Source organism: Lichenicoccus sp. (assembly GCF_965276875.1).
In the GTDB taxonomy this organism is placed as follows: domain Bacteria; phylum Pseudomonadota; class Alphaproteobacteria; order Acetobacterales; family Acetobacteraceae; genus Lichenicoccus.
Window position 1 is genome coordinate 2,065,414 of record NZ_OZ255701.1, and the last position, 14,955, is coordinate 2,080,368.

The following is a 14,955-nucleotide window of genomic DNA, read 5'->3' on the forward strand; positions in this document are numbered from 1 at the left end:
TAAAAACACTAAGGCAGCGGATGCGCCGCCTCGAGCGCCTGCCGCTGCTTCGCCACGCCGGCGGCGGTAAGCGGCTGGGCGCGCGCGGCAGTCACGTCGGCAGCGCTGATCGCTGGTGGCGGCTTGCTGCCGCCCAGTGACGAAATCCAGGTCAGCACGGACGCGATATCGGCGTCAGACAGGCGATTGAAGGCTGGCATGTAGCCGACATAGGCGGCGCCGTTCGCCTCGATCTGGCCGACCATGCCGTAGAGGAGCACGTCCGCGAGGTAGCGCCGGCCTTCGGCGGTGACCGCGATCTTGTCGATACGGCCCTTCAGCGGCGGATACTGGCCGGCGACGCCGGCGGCGTCGGCCCTGTGGCAGGCCGCGCAGTTGGCGGAGTATAGCGTCGCCGCGGTTTCGGCGCGAGCACCGGTCGCAGCGGCGATCAGCAGCGCCGACACGGCAAAGGTGCGCCTCATGGCGGTCGAACGTTCATTCATTGGCGGACGCACTCCAGGGCGATCATGGCGGGCAGTGCAGAGATAGCCGGTGTGGCCGCGATCGCGCCAGTCCCGTATGGAATAGGAGACGGATGCTGTTTTACCAGGCGATTTACAACGAAAGCCTGAAATCCAGGCATTTCTGGCGTCAGATGCCAACTGAGCGTGGCACAAGAATTGCACGGCCCTTACCGGGGATCGAGCCATGCAGAGCACCACCATGCAGGATTTCGGCGCCGGGCAGGATCCCGGCCTGTATAATGCCGATCTGGCCCCCGTGCCGCGGGCCAGGCGGGACTGGAGCTGGGTCAACATGTCCACCGTTTGGATGGGCATGGTGCACAATGTGGTCGCCTACGAGGCGGCGGCGGGGCTGATGGCGCTCGGGCTGAGCGCTTGGCAGGCGCTGCTCGCGGTCGCGGTCGCCTATCTGCTGCTGTTCCTGGCGATGTGGTTCAATGCGCGGCCGGGGACGCGCTACGGCATTCCGTTTTGCGTGCTGATCCGCTCCTCGTTCGGGCCGCGCGGGGCACAGATCCCGGTGGTGATCCGCGGCTTCTGCGCGATCTTCTGGTTCGCCGTGCAGGGCTATGCCGGCAGCCAGGCGATCGACGCGATCATCGGCACCCTGGTGCCGGCCTGGTCGCATTTGAGCACACCGATCCTGGGAATGGCGCTGAGGGGCTGGATCGCGGTCGCCCTGTTCTGGGGGCTGCATGCCTGGATCGTCTCGCACGGGGTGCATCGAATTCGCAATTTCGAGCTGGTGGCGGGACCGCTGGTGATCCTGGTCGGCGTGCTGGCGACCGCCTGGGGGCTGCACATGACGCACGGCCTGGGGCCGCTGTTCGCGCAGCCGTCACGCCTGCATGGCGGCCACGCCTGGTTCACGTTTGCAGTTGGCGTCACCGGCATGATCGGGATCTGGTCCACGTTCGCGGTCAATATCCCGGATCTCTCGCGCTTCGTGCGCTCGGAGCGCGACCAGGTGATTGGCCAGCTCGTCGGCCTGCCGATCACCGCCATCGTGTTCACCGCGATGAGCGTGATCACCACGTCGGCCACGATCGTGCGGTTCGGCCATCCGATCTGGGACCCGGTGGCGCTTCTGCTCGCCTTGCACCAGCCGCTGATCCTGCTGCTGGGCGGGGTCACCATCATCATCGCGACATTGTCGGTGAACGTCGCCGCCAACATCATGCCGGCCGCCTACGACCTGGTGAACCTGATGCCGCGCCGGCTGAACTTCAATTCCGCCTCGTTGCTGGTGCTGGGCATCGGCCTGCTGTTCGCGCCCTGGCTGTGGTTCAAGGACGCCGACAGCATCTTCAAGGTGCTCGGCGCCATCGGCGGCCTGCTCGGGCCGGTGACGGGGATCATGCTGGTCGATTTCTACCTGGTGCGCGGCCAGCGGCTCGCGATCGATGAGCTGTATTCCTACGACGGCCGTTACCGGGCGCGCGGCGGCTGGAACCCGGCCGGCATCATCGCCTTGTTGCTTGGCGGCTTCGCAGCACTGATCGGCTCGGTGGTGCCGGCGCTTGCTACCCTCGGCGCGTTCTCCTGGTTCATCGGCGTGGGCGTTGGCGCGCTGACCTATGCGGCGCTGGCCCGCGCGCCACGGACTATTGCAGCAGCGGCTGCGGTGGACCGTCCGGGTGTGGGCGCCAGCCCCTGAGCCGCAGCGCGCTGCTCAGGACACTGACGCTGGCGAGCGTCAGTGCTGCGCCGGCGAGCGGCGGGCTGAGCAGGCCCGCGGCCGCGATCGGGACCCCGACGAGATTATAGACGAAGGCCCAGAACAGCGCCGTGCGGACATGCGAGGCGGTGAGTTCGGCGATCTCGATTGCGTCCAGCAGCAAGTCGGGATTGTGGGCAAGCAGGATGATGCTGGCGCCTGCGAGCCCACCGGCATGGCCTGTAGCGAGCGAGAGATCCGCGGCGTCACTGCCGGCGCCGACCACGGCGACACCGGGCCGCTCGGCGGCGCGTTGCTCGGCCGCCAATGCCGCGACGGCGGCGGCTTTCGCGCCAGGGGACAGGCCGGCGAGCAGGCGATCGACACCTGCGGCACCGGCGACGTGACGCGCCGCACCTTCGCCGTCCGCGGTCAGCAGCACGGTGGCGATGCCGCGCCGGGCGAGGCGCGCCATCGCCTGCCTGGCATCCGGACGCACAGGATCGCTGAACCCGAACATCCCCAGGATGCGACCGCCGCCGGCACGCCGCTCGGCCAGGAACGAGGCGGTGCCACCCTCGGCGTCGACCCCGTCTGCCGCCTCCGCCAATATCGCGGGCAAGGCGATGCCTTCGTGCTGGATCATGCTCCGGTTGCCGAGCAGCAGCGACCGGCCGCCGATCCTGGCGCTGACACCGTGGCCGGGCACGGCCTTGAACCGTTCCGCGGCGGCGGTGACGGCATGGCCGGACGAGGCGCGCACCGCCGCGGCCAGCGGATGCGCATGGCCGTCTTGCATCGCAGCCGCCAGCGAGAGCAGTTCCGCGGCCTGCGCATAGTGCTGCGCGCCGTCCCCAGGCACTACGCCATCGGGAACGACACGCTCAAGCACTGGCCGGCCCTCGGTCAGCAGGCGTGCATTGTCCAGAACGACGAGGCCGATGCTGCGCAGGCGCTCGACCGCGGCCACGTCGCGCAACTGGATACCGGCGCGAGCGGCGGCGGTGATCCCGGCCGCCAGGGCCGCGGGCGCCGCCAGGCCGAGAGCGCAGGGGCAGGCGATCACCAGCACCGACACGGCGTTCAGCAAGGCACGCAGGACCTGGCCGGTCGCGGCACACCAGCCGATGAAGGTGAGCAGGGCGAGCACCAGGACAACGACGGCGACGACCGCGCTGACCCGGTCGGCCGCGCGCCGTGCCGAAACCGGCGACGCCTCCATCGACCGCAGGAGTCCCGCCAGCCGAGTCTGCGCGCCGGTCGCGCGGACCTCGATCACCAGGGCGCCTTCAGCCACGCGCGAGCCCGCGAAGACCGGCTCGCCCCGGGCTTTGGAGACGGGGGCTTTGGTGACGGGGGCCTTGCCGACGCGGGCCTTGGCGACGGCTGCATCCGAAAGCGGCTCTTCCACGCTGGCCACACCGTCGCGCACGACACCGTCGGCGGCGATGTGGGCGCCGGTGGGCGCGATCAGCAGATCGCCCGGCAGCAGGGCGGCGAGCGGCACCTCCTGGTCGGTGCCGGTGGCAGGATCGCGCCGGAGCGCGACCTCGGCCGGGAGGGACAGCAGCGCGCGCACCGCGGCCGCACCCTGCCAGAGTGCCCGACGCTCCAGCCAGCCGCCGGTCAGCATTAGGGTCATGACCAGTGCCGAGACCTCGAAATAGCCGGGCGCGCCGCGCAGCATGTCGAAGGTGCTCAGGCCCCAGGCCGCCCAGGCGCCGAGGGCTGCGAGCTGGTCGGCGTTACCGGCCCTGACGCGCAAGCCGGCGATGGCGGCGTGGGTCACGCGCCGCCCGAGCCAGAGCACCAAGGTGGCCAGCAGGAACTGCACCCAGCCGGGCAGCGCCACCTCGGCTGCGAGGCGGTCCTGGTGCGAAAGCGCGAAGGCGACCTGCAGGACCATCGACACCAGCAAAGGCGCGGTGAGGGCCGCGGCCAGGATCAGCCGCGAGGTCTCGCCCGCGTCCGCATGGGGCGCGCCGGAGTCCGCGGAAGGGAGCTCGGGATTGAGCATGACCGCGTCGAAGCCAGCACCCGTCACCACGTCGCGCAGACGCGCGGCCAGTGCTGAATCCGGCTCGGTGGGATCATGGCCGAGCGACACCCGCGCCCGCGCCCCGACGGGATCCACCGAGACCGACAAGACGCCGGGGCAGCGCAGCAGGGCACGCTCGATCCGGCCGACGGATGCGCTGCCATTCATGCCGGTGATGGCGAGCTCGACCCGGCGCGCCCGCGAGGCCGCGACGCCGTCGCGCGCGTCGTCCGGGGGTGGGGGGATCACCACCACATCCATATGTCCTCACAGCTCAGCGACATCGCCTTACGCGCACTATAGGAGGCGATACGAACGCCGACGAGCGTTGCCGCGCAACAGCGCCGCAAACAGACGCGGGGGGCCAGATTGAAGCGGTTTCGCATGGGTTTCTCAATAAAACGCTAACGCTCGAAAATATTTCATATGACTGAACCATTCAGTTCATCAAAACCCGTGTATATTGATGAATACCAGCTTGCGGCTGCGCGTGAGTGCTTTACTTTGCGGCAAGCGGTGCGACGGAACCAGCATCGGCGGATATGGACACGACCATGAAGCGCCATTCTCCAAGAACATCCGCGGCGCAACGCGCGCTAGCCGCGTTCAGCGACAGCCGGGCCGCCTCGGAGCTGCTCAGTGCCGATCTGTGGTTCCTCGAAAACTGGGAAATCAATCCCGCGCCTGGGACCGCGGCCGCCTTGCGTGTGGGACAGATCCGTCGTGCCAACCCGCAACTCGCCGAGGAGATCCGCCGCGAGGTGCGGCACCGCTCACGTGACGGGGCGTCCTGACACCAACGCCGCACGCGCGTTTGCGATGAAGGCGGCGATCCGGGCCGGGTCCTTTACCCCGCGCTGCCGCTCGACTCCGGAGGAGACATCGACCGCAATGGCGCCGCTCGCTTGGATTGCCGCGGCCACGTTTTCCGGGTCGAGCCCGCCGGCGAGCAGCCACGGGCAGGGCGCCTGCCAGCCGCGTGGGAGGCTCCAGTCGAAGGCATGGCCGTTGCCGCCGGGCCGGTCGGACGAGGCCGGCTGGCGACTTTCGAGCACGAGACGCTGCAACCCCGGCGCCAGAACCGGCAGGTCAGACGCTGTCGCGACCGCGCAGGCGTGCCATACCGGCAGTCCGAAGCGGGCGCCGATCTCGGCCGCCCGCTCGGCGGTGTCATAGATCTGCAACCCGTCCAGCCGAACCTGCTCCAGGCAGCGGGCAATCTCGGTGTCGCCGGCTCGCACGAACAGGCCGATGCGGCCCGCACCACCCGGATGACGCGCCGAGAGTGCCGCCGCCCGCGCTGGCCTTATGGCGCGCGGCGAGGCGGCAAAGAATACGAAGCCGAGCCAATCCGCCCCACTGGCGATCGCGGCATCAAAGCCGGCCGGCTCAGCCAGGCCGCAAATCTTCACGCTGATGCTCAAAGGTGCAGCTCGGCCTTGATCGCGGCGGCGGCGGCGGCCGGATCCATCGCACGGGTGATCGGGCGGCCGACCACGATCCAGTCCGCCCCCGCATGCGCCGCCGCGGCCGGCGTCATCACCCGGCGCTGGTCGTCGGGCTGGGCGCCAAGCGGGCGCACCCCAGGCACCACCAGAACCGGCGCGTCGCCGAGTGCGTCACGCAGAACCGCGATCTCGTGCGGCGAGCAGACCAGACCGTCGGCGCCGGCCTGCATGGCGAGCCGCCCCAGCCGCAGCACCTGCTGGCGCGTGCCGCCGGCGATCCCGGTGTCGTGCAACGCCGCGGCGTCCAGGCTGGTCAGCACCGTCACCGCCAGCAGCAGCGGCCGCGCCGCCTTGTGTCTATCGTCGCCAGACATGGCATGGCGCGCCGCCTGGATCATCGCCGCCCCACCCTGCGCATGCACGGTCAGCATCGCCGGCGCGTGTGGCAGCAGGGCGCGAACGGCGGCGGCCACGGTATTGGGGATGTCGTGCAGCTTCAAATCGAGGAACAGCGGGCTTCCGGCGGCGGTACGGCACGCCTCCGCTACTCCCTGGGCGCAGGTGAATTCGAGCCCCAGCTTGATCGCGTCCACGTGCGGCGCGACCGCTTCTGCCCACGCCGCAGCCTGGCACTGATCCGCCGTGTCGAGGGCCGCGATCAGCCGTGTTACCCGCTCCACCTGGACCGGTTCAGGCTGCCGAAGACGGCGGCGGCAAGGCGTGCGAGGGCGTGGTCGCTGGATACCCCGGCTGGTGCCCCTGCTGGGCCATATGGTTCTCGGTGACCGCCTGGGCCAGTTGCAGCTTGAGCTCGGAGACCTGGGTCTCGAGCGTGCGCACCGTCTGCTCGGCGCGACGCGCACGCCGGCGCTGCCGGAGTTCGGCAAACCACACGCTCAGCCCACCAATCAGGAAGAACACTACGGCGACCACCATGACGAGCACGGCCAGTGAGGACTGCCGGCTGTAGCCCGGGACCGAGAGCGTCACGATCTCCTGGTTGTAGATCGCAAAGACGATCAGGGCGGCCAGGAACGGCAGCGTGATGAGCAGGCGCAGCATATCCGGCACTCGTCTCCTTCGAACATTTCAAGATTGCCGCATCCACCGCGAGCGCGCGAGTCCCCCACTACTCGCGCTGTACCTTGCCTGAGTGCTGCGCGCATGGTCTCGTTTGCCAAAGCCATCCGGAGGCCCTCGTTTGAGCGAGATCGTCATGCTCGACCACGTGCGCAAGGACCGTGTGTGGGCGGTGGTGGCGTGCCTTGGGCGAAGCCAGCGGATCGCCGAGATCTTTCCCAGCCGGGATGCCGCCCTGGCCGACCGGGCCTGGCGTGAGCAGCAGGTCCGCGCCTACGCGCACTTCCTGCGCACCGCGGCACAACCCGCGCCGCGCTACAGCGTCACACCGATCCGCAGGTCGGATTTGCCGCGCAGCTGGAAGCCGCTTCCTGCCTTGGGCTTCCTGCGCGGCAGCCGCGTCTGATGCACCGCACGCGCCAGTCTCCCCTCAACGCACGCAGGATGAGCCATGTCGGATACTGAGCAGCAGGCAGGCGCACCGCTCCTGCTCAACACCCAATATGTGAAGGAGCTCTCCTTCAAGGTGCCGGGAGCGCCCGGGATTTACGCGCAGATGCCGGAACGGCCGAATGTCGTGATCGCGCTCGACGTGCTGGTGCGGCCGATCCCCGAGGGCCAACCGCAACCGGTCTTCGAGGTGACACTCACGATCAAGTGCGAGGCGACGGTCGAGGCGCCGCAAGAGGAGAGCGCGCCGCCGCCGGCGATCGCCTACCAGATGGAGATCGGCTACGCGGGGATTTTCACGCTCGCCAACGTGCCGCAGAGCGCCATCGAGCCGGTGCTGCTCGCCGAGTGTCCGCGGCTGCTGTTCCCGTTCGCGCGCAGCCTGCTTGCGGCGACGATCCGCGAGGCGGGTTTTCCCGCGGTGCTGCTGCAGCCGATCGATTTCATCGCCTTCTGGCAGAGCAAGCGCCAGCAGGCAACAGAGCGTACGACACCGGCGGCTTGATCCGAGGTCGCCCGAGTTCGACACTGCGAAAGACATCCGGCACGATGCCGCGGACGGCAACAAGGTGGCCCGCTTTGACGATCTCTCAAACGCTTGCTCATGTCGATGCAACCATCGAGCCCAGCCTGGAGCGGCTGTTCGACCTCCTGCGCATCCCCAGCATCTCGACGCAGCCGGCGCACGCCCCTGACTGCCGGCGCGCCGCCGAGTGGCTGTGCCGCGACCTTGCCGGCATCGGCTTCACCGCGTCTGTGCGCGACACGCCGGGCCACCCGATCGTGGTCGCGCACGACCTCGGCGCGCCGTCCGGCCCGCATGTTCTGTTCTACGGCCACTACGACGTGCAGCCGGTCGACCCGCTGCCGCTTTGGCAGTCGCCACCGTTCGAGCCGGTGCTGCGCACCGAGGCTGCAACCCAGCGCAAGATGATCGTCGCTCGCGGCGCCTCCGACGACAAGGGCCAGGTGATGACGTTCCTGGAGGCCTGCCGCGCCCTGCGTGCGACCGAGGGCAGCCTGCCCTGCAAGGTCTCGGTGATCCTGGAGGGCGAGGAAGAAAGCGGCGGTGCGAACCTGCTGCCCTTCCTGGAGGCCAATGCCGGGGAGCTGCGCTGCGACCTCGCCTTGATCTGCGACACCGGGCTGGCCGCCGACGGGATCCCGGCGATCACCACCATGCTGCGCGGCCTGGTCGGCGAGGAGGTGGTGATCACCGCCGCCGACCGCGACCTGCATTCCGGCATCTACGGCAATGCCGCGCGTAACCCGATCCAGGTGCTGGCCGCGATCATCGCCGGACTGCGCGACGAGCGCGGCCGGGTGACGCTGCCGGGCTTCTATGACGGCGTCCAGGATCTGCCGGCGGCAATCCGGGACGCCTGGAAGCAGATCGGCCTGACCGATGCCGCCGTGCTCGGCGCCGTCGGTCTGTCGCATCCCGCCGGCGAACAGGGCTACAGCGCCCTGGAACAGACCTGGGCACGACCGACCTGCGAGGTGAACGGGATTTCCGGCGGCTACCAAGACGCCGGCTTCAAGACCGTTTTGCCGGCACAGGCCTCCGCCAAGATCTCATTCCGGCTGGTGGCGGGCCAGGATCCCGAGGCCGTGCGGGCCAGTTTCCGCGCCTATGTGCAGGCCCACCTGCCGCCCGACTGTGCTGCCAGCTTCAGCGCGCATGGCGGCTCGCGCGCGTCGTCGGTGCCGTTCGAGGGCGCCGCCTTGAACGCGGCCCTTGCGGCACTGGGCGAGGAGTGGGGACGGCCGGCGGTGACGATCGGCTCGGGCGGTTCGATCCCGGTGGTCGGCGAGCTGCAGCAGGCGCTCGGCATGAACGCGTTGCTGGTCGGCTTCGCCCGCGACGACGACCGCATCCATTCCCCCAACGAAAAATATGATCTGGAAAGCTTCCAGCGCGGCATACGTTCCTGGGCTCGGATCCTCCATGCCCTTGCCGCTACGCCCGGCTGATCGTCGTAGAGAAGGCAACTCCTGGTCTGCCGCTCGACCGTCTGCGCGGGGGCACGCCCTTTGCGTCGCTGCCACTCACTGTTTCATGCTTGCAGGCGCGTGGCATACCGGTCCTCTTCCCCTTATTTCAACTCGGAGCCGCGCGGCCATGTTCCTATGATTAGGCACGCTTTGGGCAATCGGGCACGCGTGATCGGCCAACCCGCTGGTCCGGTGACCGCCTCGACCTGCACCTTATGGCATCAGACATTTACCACGTTTGGTAGAAACAACCACGCGTCCTCCGGCGAGAAGTGAGGATCACCACGTCGTCTGTCCTGCCGTAAATGCCAGATACTCAGGTGACAATGAATGGCCGAAGATCAGCATCATGACCTCGGCCCACAGCGAGGTGGCCTGCCGCGCTACTGCGATCGCGGCGGCTAGACAGTTAAGGTCGTTCGTCGTCAGGGGCCGCTTGCTGAAGGTGCGAACCATTGCAATCTCCGGGTTTGTGTTCCGACCGTGATCTCGGCCTAGAGCAGACTAGGTCCTGCTTTGAAGAATACAACCATAAATCGATAGATTAGAGCGAGGCCGCAAGAGTGAAAGTAGGATTGTATAGGATCCTATAACTTCCTATCCGTGAAGTATTACTTAGTTTTCCGAGTCTTAGCGGTCGGTGCTGATCTATGGTGCAGATAGGATGTTGGAAGGACTTCCTGCCCGACAAGCCACGATAACACGGCCCGACTCGGGAGAAAGATTGATGCCGCCTCAGAACTACTGGCTAGGACCTGTGTCACGGCAGGCCGGATGAAGGTTCGAACCTAGGCACCGTTTAGCAGCCTTCGATGACCTGCCTCAACGCACCTAGTCAGCTAGCCGAAACGTTTGGCGGCCGATTGCTTCCAGGCACTGGACGAAGAACACTGCGGTGAAGCTGCCCCTGGCAATTTTGCTCGCGATGTTCCTCGCACTCTCCGTCACGCCCTCGATGCCGAGTTGGCCCTCGACGCGGGCTAAGCGCTCTTCCAGGCTGTCTGCGCGCTCCTCAGCGTGGGATGGCGTCGCCGGCGGCGTCCTGACGTAGCCGGGCAATTTCCAGACCAATGCTCGTCAAGTGTCGCCGGATAGCCGCCGTGTCCTTCTTGACGCTGTTGAGGTCAGTCCTGAGTGCCCGCAGCAGAGTCAGCGTAAGGTTATCAGGTTGGTCGCTCATTTTGCTTAACCTCACAGGTTTGTTGTGGTTCGGAAAGTCGCGGGTTTATTTTCGCACCAGCGCGTACTACGCCAGGCTGGTGATCCCCGATCCGCTCGTTACCGGTTCAATCCCCGCATGTGCGGGGAACACGAGGCGCCGACGTCTATGAGCGCATCGGCCTGCGGTTAATTCCCGCGTATCGGGGAACGGCTCAAGCTCCGCGAGAAGATCGTCAACCCGTACGATGCATCACCGCATGCGCGGGCAAGACACGCCGTCTACGCGTCCCAGGCTCCGGTCCGGCGGTTCATCCCCGCGTGCGTGGGGAACACGGAACGCGCCGGTGTCAATTATCACAAGTTACGGTTCATCCGCGCATACGCCGGTAGGCTGGTATCGTCTTGCGGCATTCTGGTCTGGACACTACGCGCCGTCACCCCGAACCGCTACTCGGCAATCGGGCCGCTCACCTCGGGAATCGCCAGCGGCGCGACCTTGGCGCTCTCGGGTTGGGTGGCCCAGGCACGGCAGACCAGCAGCATCGGCGTCACCCACACCAGCCAGATGACCCGGCTCTGGTAGCGGTCATGCGGGCCTGAGAGCATTCCCGTCACCGCGGCATTGCCGAGCAGGCAGAGCAGCACGGCGGCACAGAGCAGTGCCAGAGGCTGGCGTTCGCGCAGGGCGACGACAAAGCAATAGAGCGTCGCGGCCAGGCCGGCCCAGAAGCCGGCGTCGTGAAGCCATTGTAGCCAGGCTGGTACACGCACTTTGCCACGGCTTTGCAAAGAGAGGTCAAAGGCGCGCAGTTCGCGGGCGGGGAAGCTGCTCGCGATGATTGGGCGAACCTCGCCGCGCCAGGCATGCAGTCCGTCGCCGGTTTTGAAGCGCAGCAACTGCCGCAGAAAGTTATAGGTGCCGGATTCTGTGACTGCTAACGGATGCTCGCGGATCGTGCGCAGGATGATCTGTCCGGCTTCGGTGGAGAGACGTTTGGCGCCACCGAGCTGGGCGAGCGGGCCATGAGGTTGCCACAGGAAGTAGTCGGAATTGGGAAAGCGTGTCGGGTGCGGCGGCAGCGCGTCGGTATAGGCGCATAGACGCCAGCCGCTGGCCGGGCAGTCTTGCTGAAGGGTCAGTTCGCCGGGTCCGTCATAGATCAGGCGGGCGAGCAGGAAGACGTTGCCGAAAGGAGAGATCGTGAAGCGGCGGAAGGCGGCGAGATTGATAGTGCACAGGACGAACACGGCGAGGGCGATCGGTGCTGCCACCCGTCGGACGCCATGCCAGCCGAGCCGCTCGCCCCTGAGGAGCAGATGGCGCACCGGCACCAGGATGATGGCGAGCCCGGTCGCGATCCAGACATTGGACAGGTGTGAAGCGGTCATCCAGGCGGCGAACAGGGCCAGGCCGATGATCTCGACACGGCTGACGGACTCTGGCCGCAGAACCAGGACCGCGATCACCAGCGTCAGCAGCGAGGTGAACAGGTCCGGCATCAACTGGCCGACGAACCAGGGCAGCGGCGTGACCAGACAGAATGCGGCGATCATCGGCAGCAACAGCCATCTCGGCACGTCCGGCGTGAAGCTGCGACGGAGGAGATCAAGCCCGTAGAGGACCATCATGGCCTGCACGACCACAGACGACCAATTGGTGAGTTTCCAATGCGTTATCAACAGGAATACGCTGTAGACGGCAGGCCGGTCCCAGCCGAGATAATGCCGGATCGCCTGGGACAGATATGTTCCGGAGTCCGCGAAGACCAGCGGATAGCCGTTGAGCAGGGCCGGCCAGAGCAACAATGCAATACAGGCGATGAGCCAGGCGACCGGCGCGGCCGAACGCCCCATGGTTTCAATAGCGAAACGCCAAGGCCTGGCGGTTTGCCCTTGCATGGAATGTCGCCCCCCACTCGCACCTTCTTTCTAGTGGGTGATTGTTAACAAAACCATAATCATATGAAACGAATAGCGTGAAATGATCGATATCAAGCCTTGGATTTGCATCAGGTCTGTTTCGCGCAGCACTTGTGCTTCGTTGCCGTTCCGCTATGCCGCGGTAAACAACGGACGCAGAGTCTGATACAATACTCGGTAGCGCTCCAGCCTGGGCGCGTAGAGGCGTCGCCGCGCGGCATCCGGCAGCGTGCGGTCGAGGACTGGAGGACGCACGCAGACCCGATCGAACCGCTCTCCGGTGAAAGCAAGCCGGGCAAGCCGTGCCGCGCCAAAGGCCGGCCCGATGTCGAGGCCGCCATGACGCACCAGGGGGATGCCGATCACGTCGGCAATGATGTGCGTCCAGAACGCGCTGCGCGCGCCGCCGCCGACCAGCGACGCCTGGGTGATCCGAGTTCCGGCCTGGGCCAGGCTATCCAACGCGTCGGCGAGGCTGAAGGCGACGCCTTCGATCACCGCCTGCACGAGCTGCGGGCCTGCTGTGTCCGGAGTGAGGCCGAATAGCACGCCGCGTGCATCCGGATCGTTATGCGGTGCGCGTTCGCCGGTGAGATAAGGCAGGAACAATACGCTGGCCGGCCCTTGGTATTGCGCCTCGGCGGCTTGCAGCAGGATCTCCGGATCGTCGGCGCCGAGCAGTCTCGCCGCCCAGGCCAGGGCGCTGGCGCCGTTGAGCACGGCCGCCGCCTGGAACCAGCGTTCTGGCAAGGCATGCGCGAAGGATTGCAGGCCGGCATGCGGCGCCGGACGCCAAGCGTCGGTGCTGACGAAGATCTGCGCCGAAGTGCCGAGCGAGATGGTCGTGTCGCCGTCGGCCACGGCACCGATCCCGATGGCGTTGGTTGCGGCATCGCCGCCGCCGCCCGCGACGATGATGCCGGGCGGCAGGCCCAGGGCCCGGGCGGTCGCGTCGGCCATCACGCCAGCCGCCTGGTTGCCGTCGACCAGATCGGGCAGCATGGCGCGCGCAATCCCGCAGGCGGCCAGGATCTCCTCCGACCAGCCGTGCCGCGCCGCGTCGAACAGCAACGTGCCACCAGCGTCGCACGGGTCGGTCTGATACCGGCCGGTCAGCTTCAGACGGATATAGTCCTTCGGCGGCAGCAGACGGGCGATTTGGGCGAAGAGGTCGGGCTCGTGGTGACGCAGCCAGCTCAGCTTGGCCGGCCAGAAGCTCGGCGACTGCGCGGCACCGGTGAGCGCGGCGAACGCCGGATGCGCAAGCGCGAGTGCGGCGGCCTCGGCGGCGGCGCGGCTATCGTTCCACAGGATCGCCGGACGCAGCACGCGATTGGTGCGGTCGAGCAGCACCAGGCCGTGCATCTGCCCGGACAGACCAATTGCGCGCACCCCAGACAGATCGTGGCCGCTGTGGAGCTGTTCCACGGCGCGCAGCACCGCCTGCCACCAATCCTCCGGCGCCTGTTCGGACCAGCCGGGATGCGGCCGCGCGGTTGCGAGTGGCACCGTGGCCGAGCCCAGGATCTGCTGGCGGTCATCGACCAGGACCGCCTTCAGGTTGGAGGTCCCGAGATCGATGCCGAGGAAGCTCATGTGTGCGGTGCGCGGGCCGCCTGCGCGCGGGCGACATCGAGCAGTGCTGCGACGTCAGTGTCGGTGGTGTCGAAGGCGCATACCAGCCGCACGATGCTGCTGGCGCCCCCATCTGTGCTGGCTGCGTCGCGCGTGGCCCAGCGGTAGAACACGTAGCCGGCGCCCTCCAGGCCCGCGATCAGACGCTCGGGCATCAGGGCGAAGACCTCGTTGGCCTCCACGTTCTGGGCCAGTGCGACTCCGGGCACGTCGGCAAGGCCGCGGCCGAGATGTTGTGCCGCGGCATTGGCGGCGGCGGCGTTGCGCCGCCAGCGGCCGTCCTCGATGTAGGCGACGAGCTGGGCGCTGAGGAATCGCTGCTTGGAGAACAGATGGCCCGCGCGTTTGCGCCTGCGGGCAAAATTATCGGCGAGATCACGCCGGAAGAACACCACCGCCTCGGCCGCCAGGGCGCCGTTCTTGGTGGCGCCGAACGACAGCACGTCGACCCCGGCACGCCAGGTGATCGCGGCCGGGCTGCAGCCGAGATGGGCCACCGCATTGCCGAAGCGCGCGCCGTCCATATGCACGTGCATGCCGTGCGCGTGCGCCACCTCGGCAAGGGCTGCGACATGCGAGGCCGTATAGCTGGTGCCCCACTCGGTCGACTGGGTGAGGCTCAGCGCCGCGGCGGGGCTCTGATGCACGCCGGTCACCCGACGCCGGGCGATCGCCGCCGTCAGCGCCTGCGGATCGATGCGTCCGTCGGGGCTGGGTAGGGTCAGCAGCTTGGCGCCGCCGGTGAAGAATTCCGGCGCCCCGCCCTCGTCGTTCATGATGTGCGCGACATAGTCGCAATAGACCGAGCCGAACGGCGGCACGAGTGCGGACAGCGCCAGCGCGTTGGCCGCCGTGCCGGTCGAGACGGGGAAGATCTCGGTCTCGGTCTCGAACAGCTCGTTGAGCTGCGTCTCGAGCCGGGCCGTCCAGGGATCGGCGCCATAGGAGCCGGTGACACCCGCGTTTGCCGCGAGCACCGCCTGCATCACCTCGGGATCGGCCGGCCCGACATTGTCGCTGCCGAAATTCTTTCGTATCTGCGTCATGCAGGCATCCTGCCGCCCG

15 protein-coding genes are annotated in these 14,955 nt (G+C 67.5%); 5 read left to right on the forward strand and 10 right to left on the reverse strand.

The features are described from left to right. Nucleotides 1-8: 8 nt before the first annotated feature. Nucleotides 9-464: a c-type cytochrome gene (locus tag ACQY4K_RS09975; RefSeq protein ID WP_428395691.1), complete on the reverse strand. Its 456-nt coding sequence runs from the start codon at nucleotides 462-464 to the stop codon at nucleotides 9-11. Nucleotides 465-690: 226 nt separating this feature from the next. Here ACQY4K_RS09975 and ACQY4K_RS09980 point away from each other — a divergent pair, with 226 nt between their 5' ends. Next, entirely contained in the window at nucleotides 691-2,163 is a 1,473-nt protein-coding gene (locus ACQY4K_RS09980) for an NCS1 family nucleobase:cation symporter-1 (protein WP_428395693.1), read from the forward strand. Here ACQY4K_RS09980 and ACQY4K_RS09985 read toward each other — a convergent pair. After that, entirely contained in the window at nucleotides 2,111-4,450 is a 2,340-nt protein-coding gene (locus ACQY4K_RS09985) for a heavy metal translocating P-type ATPase (RefSeq protein WP_428395695.1), read from the reverse strand. The two genes, ACQY4K_RS09980 and ACQY4K_RS09985, sit on opposite strands and share 53 nt — an antisense overlap. Before the next feature lie 305 nt (nucleotides 4,451-4,755). On the opposite strand from ACQY4K_RS09985, the gene ACQY4K_RS09990 reads away from it, so the two are divergent. Continuing rightward, on the forward strand, nucleotides 4,756-4,995 hold the full coding sequence (locus ACQY4K_RS09990) for a hypothetical protein (protein WP_428395697.1): 240 nt from the start codon (nucleotides 4,756-4,758) through the stop codon (nucleotides 4,993-4,995). On the opposite strand, the gene ACQY4K_RS09995 is transcribed toward ACQY4K_RS09990, so the two are convergent. Genes ACQY4K_RS09995 through ACQY4K_RS10005 form a run of 3 tightly spaced genes read right to left on the reverse strand, consistent with a single transcriptional unit; the run spans nucleotide 4,975 to nucleotide 6,711 of the window. Then, nucleotides 4,975-5,613: a phosphoribosylanthranilate isomerase gene (locus tag ACQY4K_RS09995; RefSeq protein WP_428395699.1), complete on the reverse strand. Its 639-nt coding sequence runs from the start codon at nucleotides 5,611-5,613 to the stop codon at nucleotides 4,975-4,977. The genes ACQY4K_RS09990 and ACQY4K_RS09995 overlap by 21 nt on opposite strands. Nucleotides 5,614-5,621: 8 nt before the next feature. After that, nucleotides 5,622-6,329: an orotidine-5'-phosphate decarboxylase gene (gene pyrF, locus ACQY4K_RS10000; protein ID WP_428395701.1), complete on the reverse strand. Its 708-nt coding sequence runs from the start codon at nucleotides 6,327-6,329 to the stop codon at nucleotides 5,622-5,624. Between the two features lie 10 nt (nucleotides 6,330-6,339). Then, entirely contained in the window at nucleotides 6,340-6,711 is a 372-nt protein-coding gene (locus ACQY4K_RS10005; protein WP_428395703.1) for a lipopolysaccharide assembly protein LapA domain-containing protein, read from the reverse strand. Nucleotides 6,712-6,865: 154 nt separating this feature from the next. Between ACQY4K_RS10005 and ACQY4K_RS10010 the strand changes: the two genes are divergently transcribed. From ACQY4K_RS10010 to ACQY4K_RS10020, 3 genes are read left to right on the forward strand one after another with little or no spacing between them, the layout of a single operon-like run. Continuing rightward, complete coding sequence (locus tag ACQY4K_RS10010) at nucleotides 6,866-7,135, forward strand: hypothetical protein (protein WP_428396052.1); 270 nt, start codon at nucleotides 6,866-6,868, stop codon at nucleotides 7,133-7,135. 45 nt (nucleotides 7,136-7,180) lie between these two features. Next, entirely contained in the window at nucleotides 7,181-7,684 is a 504-nt protein-coding gene (gene secB, locus ACQY4K_RS10015) for a protein-export chaperone SecB (RefSeq protein ID WP_428395705.1), read from the forward strand. Between the two features lie 44 nt (nucleotides 7,685-7,728). Then, nucleotides 7,729-9,153, forward strand: coding sequence for a dipeptidase (locus tag ACQY4K_RS10020; RefSeq protein WP_428395706.1), 1,425 nt, complete (start codon nucleotides 7,729-7,731; stop codon nucleotides 9,151-9,153). Between the two features lie 300 nt (nucleotides 9,154-9,453). Here the strand turns inward: ACQY4K_RS10020 and ACQY4K_RS10025 are convergent, their stop codons facing one another. The 5 genes from ACQY4K_RS10025 to ACQY4K_RS10045 form a co-directional block, all read right to left on the reverse strand. Next, entirely contained in the window at nucleotides 9,454-9,630 is a 177-nt protein-coding gene (locus ACQY4K_RS10025) for a hypothetical protein (RefSeq protein WP_428395707.1), read from the reverse strand. Nucleotides 9,631-10,005: 375 nt separating this feature from the next. Continuing rightward, nucleotides 10,006-10,122 carry a DUF6471 domain-containing protein gene (locus ACQY4K_RS10030; protein ID WP_428396054.1) on the reverse strand — a complete coding sequence of 39 codons (117 nt, stop codon included), beginning with the start codon at nucleotides 10,120-10,122 and terminating at the stop codon, nucleotides 10,006-10,008. A gap of 660 nt (nucleotides 10,123-10,782) precedes the next feature. Beyond that, nucleotides 10,783-12,189, reverse strand: coding sequence for a hypothetical protein (locus ACQY4K_RS10035; RefSeq protein WP_428395708.1), 1,407 nt, complete (start codon nucleotides 12,187-12,189; stop codon nucleotides 10,783-10,785). A gap of 198 nt (nucleotides 12,190-12,387) precedes the next feature. Continuing rightward, on the reverse strand, nucleotides 12,388-13,851 hold the full coding sequence (gene xylB, locus ACQY4K_RS10040; protein ID WP_428395710.1) for a xylulokinase: 1,464 nt from the start codon (nucleotides 13,849-13,851) through the stop codon (nucleotides 12,388-12,390). Further along, nucleotides 13,848-14,936: a threonine aldolase family protein gene (locus tag ACQY4K_RS10045; protein ID WP_428395712.1), complete on the reverse strand. Its 1,089-nt coding sequence runs from the start codon at nucleotides 14,934-14,936 to the stop codon at nucleotides 13,848-13,850. The genes xylB and ACQY4K_RS10045 overlap by 4 nt, the downstream gene beginning before the upstream one ends. Nucleotides 14,937-14,955 lie beyond the last annotated feature (19 nt).

Coding starts and splice junctions, on each gene's coding strand:
- ACQY4K_RS10020 (WP_428395706.1), top strand. CDS start 7,729: ATGCCGCGGACGGCAACAAGGTGGCCCGCTTTGACGATCTCTCAAACG.
- ACQY4K_RS10035 (WP_428395708.1), bottom strand. CDS start 12,189: ATGGGGCGTTCGGCCGCGCCGGTCGCCTGGCTCATCGCCTGTATTGCA.
- ACQY4K_RS09975 (WP_428395691.1), bottom strand. CDS start 464: ATGAGGCGCACCTTTGCCGTGTCGGCGCTGCTGATCGCCGCTGCGACC.
- xylB (WP_428395710.1), bottom strand. CDS start 13,851: ATGAGCTTCCTCGGCATCGATCTCGGGACCTCCAACCTGAAGGCGGTC.
- ACQY4K_RS10010 (WP_428396052.1), top strand. CDS start 6,866: ATGCTCGACCACGTGCGCAAGGACCGTGTGTGGGCGGTGGTGGCGTGC.
- ACQY4K_RS10005 (WP_428395703.1), bottom strand. CDS start 6,711: ATGCTGCGCCTGCTCATCACGCTGCCGTTCCTGGCCGCCCTGATCGTC.
- ACQY4K_RS09990 (WP_428395697.1), top strand. CDS start 4,756: ATGAAGCGCCATTCTCCAAGAACATCCGCGGCGCAACGCGCGCTAGCC.
- ACQY4K_RS10025 (WP_428395707.1), bottom strand. CDS start 9,630: ATGGTTCGCACCTTCAGCAAGCGGCCCCTGACGACGAACGACCTTAAC.
- ACQY4K_RS10045 (WP_428395712.1), bottom strand. CDS start 14,936: ATGACGCAGATACGAAAGAATTTCGGCAGCGACAATGTCGGGCCGGCC.
- ACQY4K_RS09980 (WP_428395693.1), top strand. CDS start 691: ATGCAGAGCACCACCATGCAGGATTTCGGCGCCGGGCAGGATCCCGGC.
- secB (WP_428395705.1), top strand. CDS start 7,181: ATGTCGGATACTGAGCAGCAGGCAGGCGCACCGCTCCTGCTCAACACC.